Source organism: Candidatus Benthicola sp., assembly GCF_058719085.1.
Window position 1 is genome coordinate 1 of record NZ_JBZQEK010000110.1, and the last position, 9034, is coordinate 9034.

The 9034-nt window shown below is 67.0% G+C and carries 6 protein-coding genes and 1 pseudogene; 1 reads left to right on the forward strand and 6 read right to left on the reverse strand.

Annotation, left to right across the window (positions count from 1 at the left end; all coding sequences use genetic code 11):
* From AC36XV_RS08660 to cls, 5 genes are all read right to left on the reverse strand, one after another.
* The coding region (locus AC36XV_RS08660) for a hypothetical protein (RefSeq protein WP_492203287.1) at positions 1 to 554 on the reverse strand (554 nt) is incomplete at its 3' end.
* Positions 551 to 1207 carry a hypothetical protein gene (locus AC36XV_RS08665; RefSeq protein ID WP_492203288.1) on the reverse strand — a complete coding sequence of 219 codons (657 nt, stop codon included), beginning with the start codon at positions 1205 to 1207 and terminating at the stop codon, positions 551 to 553. The genes AC36XV_RS08665 and AC36XV_RS08660, both read right to left, overlap by 4 nt.
* A gap of 13 nt (positions 1208 to 1220) precedes the next feature.
* A complete protein-coding gene (locus AC36XV_RS08670; protein WP_492203289.1) occupies positions 1221 to 1862 on the reverse strand; it encodes a porin family protein in 642 nt (213 codons plus the stop codon).
* 41 nt (positions 1863 to 1903) lie between these two features.
* The gene (locus AC36XV_RS08675) at positions 1904 to 4981 is read right to left on the reverse strand and encodes a hypothetical protein (protein WP_492203290.1); all 3078 of its coding nucleotides are present in this window, start codon (positions 4979 to 4981) and stop codon (positions 1904 to 1906) included.
* A 48-nt stretch (positions 4982 to 5029) separates the two neighbouring features.
* Positions 5030 to 6439, reverse strand: coding sequence for a cardiolipin synthase (gene cls / locus AC36XV_RS08680; RefSeq protein WP_492203291.1), 1410 nt, complete (start codon positions 6437 to 6439; stop codon positions 5030 to 5032).
* A gap of 263 nt (positions 6440 to 6702) precedes the next feature.
* On the opposite strand from cls, the pseudogene AC36XV_RS08685 reads away from it, so the two are divergent.
* Positions 6703 to 7134, forward strand: a pseudogene (locus AC36XV_RS08685) (DUF2391 family protein); the annotation flags it as partial.
* A 16-nt stretch (positions 7135 to 7150) separates the two neighbouring features.
* Here AC36XV_RS08685 and AC36XV_RS08690 read toward each other — a convergent pair.
* A complete protein-coding gene (locus AC36XV_RS08690) occupies positions 7151 to 8821 on the reverse strand; it encodes a DUF389 domain-containing protein (RefSeq protein ID WP_492203292.1) in 1671 nt (556 codons plus the stop codon).
* Between the last annotated feature and the right edge of the window lie 213 nt (positions 8822 to 9034).

Consider the following 9034-nt stretch of genomic DNA (forward strand, 5'->3'; position numbering starts at 1 on the left):
GGATCCTCGGCGATCCGGTCGGCCACCCGCGAACCCTCGGGCGCCACGGGAACGAGCTCGGAGGCGCGGAACGCCTCCTGGACCAGCAGGACGAAGGGTCCGCCAGCCCCTGCCCCGCCAGCCTCGTCGCAGTCGTAGTCCAGTGCGTCCGCGAGGAAGCCCGGGAGGTCGCCGCCTCCCACGTGCACGTTCCAGGTCACGACCGTGAGCGCACCCGGAGTCGGGCCCGCCGGCGAAGAGCCCCGCCGGGCCGGAATCGGGCGCCACACCGGAGGTCCGACGGCGGCGCACCACCGGGCGAGGGCGTGCCGATCGGCCTCCCGTTGCGGACCGAACCACCGCACCGGGGCCTGCCGCGCCTCGCAAGAAGACTCATCACCGTCCGGACCCGATTCATCGGATCCGGTCGGGATCCCCGTAGCTCCACCGTCCATGGACCGCATGTCATGGGAAACCGAGCAGCCCGCGAGACCCGCGAGCGCGATCGCGCACACCAGCGCGCACGCGGCAGCCAGGGCGGCCGAGACGGGGCGGTCGATCCGGCCCGCGCTCACGGCGCCGGCAACCGGATGGAGAGAACCGGAGTACCCGATGAGGACCCATCACCGTCCGCGTCGACGGCATCAGCGACCCACGAGGCGATGCCTCCGAATGCCATCCCCAGCAGGCCGACGCTGACCGCGTCCGGCAGCCTGGCCCCGGGGACGATCTGCCAGACGGCGATGCCCAGGCCGGATCCGACCGCGAGCCCGATCCATGCTCCCCGACCGGCCGCGGCGATCGAGGAGCCGATCACACCACCCGCCGCCACATCGCCCCAGCTCCATCGGTCGAGGATCGGCTCGAGAGCGACGACCACGAGCGATCCGGCGGCCAGACCGATCCCGGCCCTGGCATAGGCATCTTCGATGTCGCCGGAGTCCGCCAATCCGAGCGCGATTCCCGAGGCGAGCCCGGCGCCGGCTCCGACCAGGGCGCCCGCACGCACGCACCCGAGGCCGGAATAGGTCTGGTTACAGGGAATCAGCGCCGCCGCCCCGCCGAGGACGAAGCCGGAGTAGGCCCCGAGCGCCGCCCCGGCCACAGCCGCGCCGTCGGAGCCCTGCGCGGCGACGGGCGCAGGGACGAACAGAGAGAACGCCGCGGTGGCGCGGAGCCCGAGCGCGCATGCCCTCGCCCGGCCGAACCCGTGCCCCTGGAGCCGCACGGCCCTGCCCGATCTACCCGATCGGCACGCCGAACCCGGCCAGGAACGACCAGCCGCGGCTCTTCGCGCTGACTTCCCCCGAGTCCTGCGTGTCGTTGAGGTTCGTCAGCCCGAGGTTGTACCGGGCATCGAGCTGAACGGTGAGCCGGCTGAAGAGCATCTCGAGGCCGCCGCCGAACACGAGCCCGATGTCCGTCTCCTTCGTCCGGAGTCCACCGTCCAGCAATGGATCGTCGCAGTCGACGCTCACGGAGACTCCATCCATCTCGCCGCTCACACTGCACGCGGTCTCGAAGGCCACCTGGGGTCCGGCGTACAGGATCGGATACACGAGCGACTCCCGGGACGAGAGGCGCGCCATCAGGAGCACCGGCACCCGGATGTAGTCGAGGCTCAGCTTGATGTCCGGTTCCGCGCTGCGGGCGTCGGCGCCGTTCTTCGAGTAGTACACCTCGGGCTGGATGGCGAACTTCGGTCCGAGGGCGAACTCGGCGAAGACCCCGACCTGGAAATCGGTCCGGCTGTTGAAGCCGAAGTCGGGATCGCTCGGGTCGTCCACGGTCAGCTTCGACGTGTTGATGCCTCCCTTGCCGCCGAGCGTGACCTCCTGCGCGCCGGCGGTCGAGAGGGGCGCGAGCCCGTGGAAGACCGCCACGAGAAGAACTGCCGGGATTCGTATACCGCGCCGAGAGTATCTCACAGTGCCACCTTGATCCATCGGCTCATCTTCCACTTGAAGCCCGTGTAGTAAGGCAGGTACTCATCGAGCTCCTCCACCGTCGTGGGGTACGTCGCCCCGGCGGTCAGTCCCATCGAGTCCCAGAGGCCGTTGACCGCCGACAGTCCGGCCAGGGCGACGCCGACCTCCCCGTCCATCAGCATGGAGCGGTAGTCCTGGTTGGACGAGCCCACGAGGAAGTATCCCATGCCGCGGCCGTATTCCTCCGGGTACGCCTCGCGAAGCTCCGCGACCAGCTCCCGGAACCGCTCTCCCACGGCGAGGACGGTCTCACGTATGTCCCGGTAATCCCGGCGCATGGCGGCATCCAGCGATCGCTGGCCCATGTACTCGCGGGTGAAGTCGGCGAACGCGGGCGAGGCGAGGAAGAGCGTCAAGGCCTCTTCCGTGGCGAAGAAGTTGGTCTTCAGGTGGAGCATCGGCCGCCGGGCACCTTCCAGCTCGTCGGCCAGATACTCCACCGGCATCCCGCCCGTTGCCTCGGCGTAGATCTGCTCCATGTCTTCATAGACGTCGAGCAGCTCCGGGCTCCAGGGAAGGATCTCCTGAAGCCACTCCTTGGCCCGGTACCCTTCGGCGACGAGCCGCGCCCGGGCCGGCAGGTTTCCGACGTCGACCGCCACATCGTACAGGCCCGGCTTGAACACCCCCCCGGCGCGGTCGAGCTGCTCGCCGAGCACCTGGTTGGTGATGATCATGCGCTCGAACAGCTCGCTGGCCCGGGACAGGGTCATGAAGGCCTGTCCGGGCGCGTTCTTCTGGGACGGATGGATGATCACGACGCGTACCCCCCGCAGGGCGCTGCCGAGCAGCATCGACGCCCAGACCGGGTTGTGGTTCAGCGAATCGGGATCGATGATGACGGATCCCGGAGGCATCAGGGTGTACAGCACCGCTTTCAGCACGTTGATGTACTTGAACAGGTAACCGGTCCCGTTGTGCAGCTGGATGGCACGCGATCCCCCGAGGTTTTCCGCGGCGTACTCTTCGACCCGCTCCCAGTAATCTTCGGCGAACGGCTTCGGGCGGAGCGGCTCCGGGATCTCGTCTTCCTCGAAACCCTGGCTGATCAGCAGGGCCCGCGCCTCGTTCTTCACTTCGAGCGCCGCCGGACCGATCAGGACCAGCGCCCGGTCCTCCCAGTTCGGGCCGACGTAGTGCTCGGCCACGCCCATGCCGCTGAAGATGGCGCGTCCGCGGTACGGATCCTCCTCGGTGAGGTCGTAGAACGCGATCTTCCGGTGGTCGCGGATGACGTTGTCCGGCCAGGCGGCGAGCGGAACGTAGGAGTTCCCCCAGTAGGTCAGGTCCGCCGGGTTCGTCACGTTGACCTGCACCTTGATCCGGTTCCGCAGCCACTCTTCGCCGTACCGCTCGGCGCCCGCCTGCAGTCTGGCCGAGGCCGCCACGGCCTCGCGCAGCCTCGCCTGCATGTGGGCGAGCGAGTCGGCCATCCACTCGGATCCCTCGGGGACGTCCAGTCGGCGATCCATCGGGCTCTCCAGCACGTTCATCCACATGCGGGCGCCCTTGATCTCGTAGTAGTGCTGATCGATGAAGATGAACCAGGTGGGCATGCGGCCCGTCGAGTCGTACGCCGCCACGCGGCGGGTCAGCGTCTCGATGTAGTTCGCCGTCATGTAGAACGAGATCAGGTCGGCCTGGCCCTGCAGGTTGAGGCCCGTGAAGTCGTGGATCCACAGCACGTGGTAGTCTTCCGCTCGCCGTATCCCCTCGTACAGGTCCCACTGGAACTGCGTCCCCTGCGCATAGCTCGCCTGGTTTCCGTCCGTGAACACATGCCCGGTGGCGCGCTCGATGATCGCGTCGAGCTCCGACTGCGTGTCGTGTTCCTCTGGCAGGAGCCCGTACTGGAGGGGCAGCCAGACGAGGCGGTCGTCTCCCCACCACTTCCTGGATTGAGCGCGGGCGGCCTCGACCTCCTCGAGGACGGTCCGGAAGACGGACTTCACGGCTGCCAGACGATCGGACGGGACGAGCCCGACGTCTCGGGACCACGCCTCGAACCGCTCCATGGCGGTGAAGGCGAGGTCGTCCGTCGTGTCGGGCTTCTTGTACACACCAAGGAGTCGGTCATACGGAAAGAGAACCTCGTCCAGGAGGATCGCCCGGGCGGCTGCGGCTGCCGCCTCTCCCTCAGGCGTGGACTGTCCGAACGGGATCGACCGCCCGCTGAGCGCGATCGAGAAGGCCCTCGCGACCTCCGCGTGATACGCAGCGAGCTCGGCGCTCGACGTGTGCGCCCCACCGAACATCGGGTCGGACGAGGCGAGCCGGGTGCCGATCTCCTCCACGTATTGCGTGAAGGACGCCACCGCCTGGTCCCGCCGCCGTCCCGTCTGGTCGAAATAGGGCACGGTGAGCCGGTTCACCCAGTACGAGGTCTCGCGCACGTTGGCGAGGACCGGCTCGAGCAGGGGGTCCGGCTCCTCGATGCGCGGGAGGGAGGGACGATCGGGACCGACCGGATACCGCATCTGATGCGGCCGACTCTTGCCCGCCCACTTCTGCCCGATGGGGACGTTGAAGCCGATGTTGAAAGAGTTACCGCGAGCCGGAAGCCAGTCCACGGTGAACTGTCCGCCCCGCCTGATCACGCCGCCCCGGCGGAACGGTACGGTGAGCCGCATGAGGAATGGCACGCTCCCATCCTTGAAGCTCCAGTCCACGCCGAACCCCAGCCGCAGAAACGGAATCGTGAACAGGCCCCGTAGGCCGCCGTCCGCAGCGCTTCCGCGGAGCCCCCCGTAGCCTTCGAGCTGCACCGCTGCCGCGGAAACGACCGGGCTCAGCAAGTGCTTCCAGATCCCGACGCTCGCGTATGCGGTGAAGTCGGAGGCATCGTTCTCGAAGTATCCGCCCCCCGACAGCCCGCCATACGGGTGAACCCAGGAGGGCTGCCCCATCGAGACGATCCGCTCGCCCTCCGGCGGGACGGGAGCGGTCTGCCCGGCCAGGTCGGCCGCCGGAAGCACGAGGCCCGTGAGAAGGAGACCGAGAATCCTGCGGTTCATGCCAGACCTTCCTCCCATTTCGTCACGTGTCGAGAGGCTGTCTACGGCTCACTGGATCGGCGCCGTGAGGCGCGCCACCCGGACGGCGAACCGGAACCACCACGGCTTCTCGTCGTACTCGTTCGGCCGCATGAGACGTGCGTTCGAGAAGTCCGTCTCGAACATGCGCTCAACCTCGGCAGCGAAGCCCTCGTCCGCGATGGCCGCGGTGATCTCGAAGTTCAGCCGGAACGAGCGATTATCGAAATTCGCCGTGCCGACGGCCGCGAAGGCGTCATCGATCAGCACCACCTTCTGGTGCAGGAAGCCGTCCTGGTACCGGTAGAACTGCACGCCCGTGGCTCCTGCATCGTCCAGGTAAGCGAACGCCGCGAGGTAGACTCCCAGGTGGTCCGGCTCGTCGGGGATGAGGATCCGGACGTCGACTTCGCGGAGACCGGCCAGCTGAAGAGCGGCCATCACGGCCGGGTCGGGCACGAAGTACGGGCTGGCGATCCAGATCCGCTCGGTGGCCGAGTTGATCGCGTGCGTGAACATGAGGCTCGCCGTCTCCAGCTCGTCGGCCGGACCGGTGGGAATGATCAGGACGGACACGTCTCCGTCTTCCGCCGGAACCGGCTGCCATGTCAGATCCAGAGCTCGGCCGGTGGCCCAGTACCAGTCCTCCGCGAACGAAACCTGCGCCGCGAGCGCGGCCGGCCCCTCGATTCTCGCGTGGGTGTCCCGCCAGTGGCCGAACTTCGGGTCCCTGCCGAGGTACTCGTCCCCCACGTTGTGGCCTCCGATCCAGGCCACACGTCCGTCCACCACGACGACCTTGCGGTGATTCCGGAAGTTGATCTGGAAGCGGTTCTTCGGGCCCTTGCGGGTGTGGAAGTCGTAGACCTCGACGCCGGCCTCGCGGAGCTCGTCCTTGTAGCTTCGAGGCAGATCGTGGCTTCCGACCTCGTCGTACAGGAAGGCCACCCTCACGCCCGCCTTTGCCCGCTCGATCAGCGCATCCTTCACCCGCCGGCCGATCGCGTCGTCGTGGACGATGAAGAACTGGAACAGCACGTAGTCGCGGGCGGCCGAGATTCCATTCAGGATGCTCTCGAAGGTGGCGTCGCCATCCACGAGCAGCTCGACCGAGTTCCCGCGGAGGTACGGCAGCTCCGCCAGCCTCTCCGCCGCCCTTCCCGCCACGCCGATCGAGTCGGCCGGTCGATAAGCCATCGTCGCCTCGGCGGCCTCAGCCGTGATTCCGGCCACCTCTTCGAGGCTGCCCCGGCGGGCCGTGACGTACCCGTGGAACCGACTGCGGCCGAGCACCCAGTAGGCGGGAACGGCGACGTACGGGAAGGTGTTCAGAGCCACCGCCCACGCGATCGTGCCCTGCGGCGTGCGGGTGCTCCAGACGGCGTCGATCGACGACAGGAACCCGAGGATGTGTGCCACCACCACGATCGCTGCCAGCATCCGTCGCCTCCGTTTGGGACTCTCCGGCCGATCCCGCTTCCGCCGCCAGGGCAGTCGCCACCGGGCATCCCGCGACGGTTGTTCCTCGCTCACCGATACCGACCTGTCGGGCGAGCCTCCATCGTGCCCAGCGCTATCGTCATACATACCGGGATCAAGTAGTTGCTGGCTGCGATGTTCGGCAACCCGCAGCGCACTAGGAGCGTTCAGGTTGACGGACTGCGTCGACCCTCGCAAATAGAGATCCGGACCGGTCGGAGGGCCACACAAACAAAGGTACGTTCATGAGCGGCTCCACATCACGGGAAGCTCGGTTTGTCATGCGCGATCTGGCCGAGATCGCCGTCGGCGGATGCGTGATGGCCTTCCCCGTCGCCGTGACGGAGGAAGTGTGGAATCTCGGCGAAGAGCTCTCGCTTCTTCGAGTCCTGCTGATCGCACTGGCGTCGCTCTTCTTTCTCGCACTGATGATCTACGTCCTGCACAGGTCCGAAGTCGGAGGCGGCGGGAGGGTATTCGTACAGCGCGTGCTGAGCACGTATTTCGTGACGCTCTTCATCGCTGCCCTGCTTCTCTGGGGCGTGGATCGCTTCGACCTCGTGGGCGAGTTCTGGATCAGCATCAAGCGCACCGTTCTGGTAGCATTTCCCGCGAGCTTCGCCGCCACGGTCGTCGACAGCGTCGGACCTTCCTGACCTCTACGGGACCGGCTCAATCCGAAGTGACGGTCGAATCCGGAGCGGAGGCCGAGTCCGGAGTGACTGTCGAATCCCGAGCGACGGATGAATCCGGAGTGACGGACGAATCCGCCGCCGCGGCCCCCGGTCTCCGACCCCCGGACTGCATTACCACCGACTGGAACAGCTCCACCCGCACGGTGATCGGCCGCCCCAGGTGCGCCGAGAGACTGTCTTCGAGGGCCCGAACGCTGGGCACCTTCCCGCTCCCGGCCAGTTCTACGTCCACCCGATCCGGTCGCGCATCCACGTCCAGCAGACGCAGCGTCGAATCCGCTGCCAGCCACTCCTCGACAACCGTGCTCGCGGTTTCCATCCGCTCCGAGTCCTGCAGCACGCCAGCCCCTGTGAGGCCGAGCGGCACCATGATCAGCAGGGCCAGAACCGCCACGGAGAACAAGACGTCCAGGTTGGCGATCCGGCGCTCCGCGTCCTTCCGGATCGGAGTCAATCCGACGAGCGCGAAGACCACGACGGACGCGAGGATGATGGAGACCAGGTTGGTGGAGAACAGCAGAAACGCGCCGAGCGCCTGAATCAGGTGCCCTGCCTCGAGTGCAACTCCGACCACACCGAGAGGCGGCACCAGGGCCACTGCGATCGCCACGCCGGTAAGAGAGGAAGAGACCCTATCGTCCACGGTCGCGTAGGCACCCGCCGCACCCGCTGCAAGGGCGATGGCCATGTCCACCAGCGTCGGAGCGGCCCTGGACACGACCTGTGTGTTCGATTCGAGCGGAACGAGGGCCGGGATCCATGCTGCCAGGATCCACGCAAGAGCGATGGAAGCGATCACGGAGATGGCCACGACGACCAGGGAGGTGAGAGTGCGTCTCCGCCAGCCCGCCACCACACCCGCGGCACAGCCCATGATCGGCGTCATCAGCGGCGCCACGAGCATGGCGCCGATGACTACGGCCGTCGAATCCTGGAGAATGGCGAGGGTCGCGAGAGCAACAGAGAGCAGGAGCATCACCGCGTACGACACGACCTTGGATTCCTGACGCGGCTCCTCGAAGTAGAGCCCCGCGGCGACGACCTGTCTCCGCTCGGGTCCCATGTCTCTTTCGGAGAGCCATTCCCAGATGACCTCGGAGGCCAGCCCCCGGTCCGCGATCAGCGGCTTGTCCCCACCGTACCGGAGTGACCAGGAGATCATGGCGAGACCGACGAGCACGGCACCGATCGCGGCCGACGCGAAAATGATCTCGAGCATGGCGACCGGAAGGGTCAGGAACAGCACGGCGAGTGTGAGATAGAATGCGCTGCGGGCGAGGTGAATCTTGCCGCTTTCTGCCCGTTTTCCGGCCCTCAGGCTGCGCCATAGGGCGAGGAGACCCGACACGGCCAGGTAGCCTGCCAGCCCGCCCCAGAGGACACGGATCGTTCCCGCGGGCACCAACAGCAGGCTTGCCCCCACCAGGAGGCCGAGGAGAGCGCGGAGCGCACCCGGAAAATCCCCCCGGTCGCGCCTCTGACCCCACAGTCCACTGAAGCCGGATATGAAGAGCGTGCCGCCGGCGACGTACACCAGGACTTTGAACGAGGCATGGGGTGTGAGCAGGATGACCAGACCGGCGGCGGCGAAGGCGGCTCCACGTAGCAGTGATGGCGTGAGCCACCTGCGCTTGCCGAGATCCGTCATCGGATGCTCCTCAGCTCCGGTCGTGCGGCTGACAGCCGCCGAAACATGCCCAAAGGGGCCCCCCTGGCCGACTCAGAACGTCCAGCCGATCGATGTCGTGATACTGAAGTCATTCTCGTTCGCGTCCGCGGGCGGACTGGTATCGTAGTACTCGTTGATGCCAACGGTAAGATACAGGAGGCTGAGCAGCTCGTGCTTCATCTGCGCGGTGAA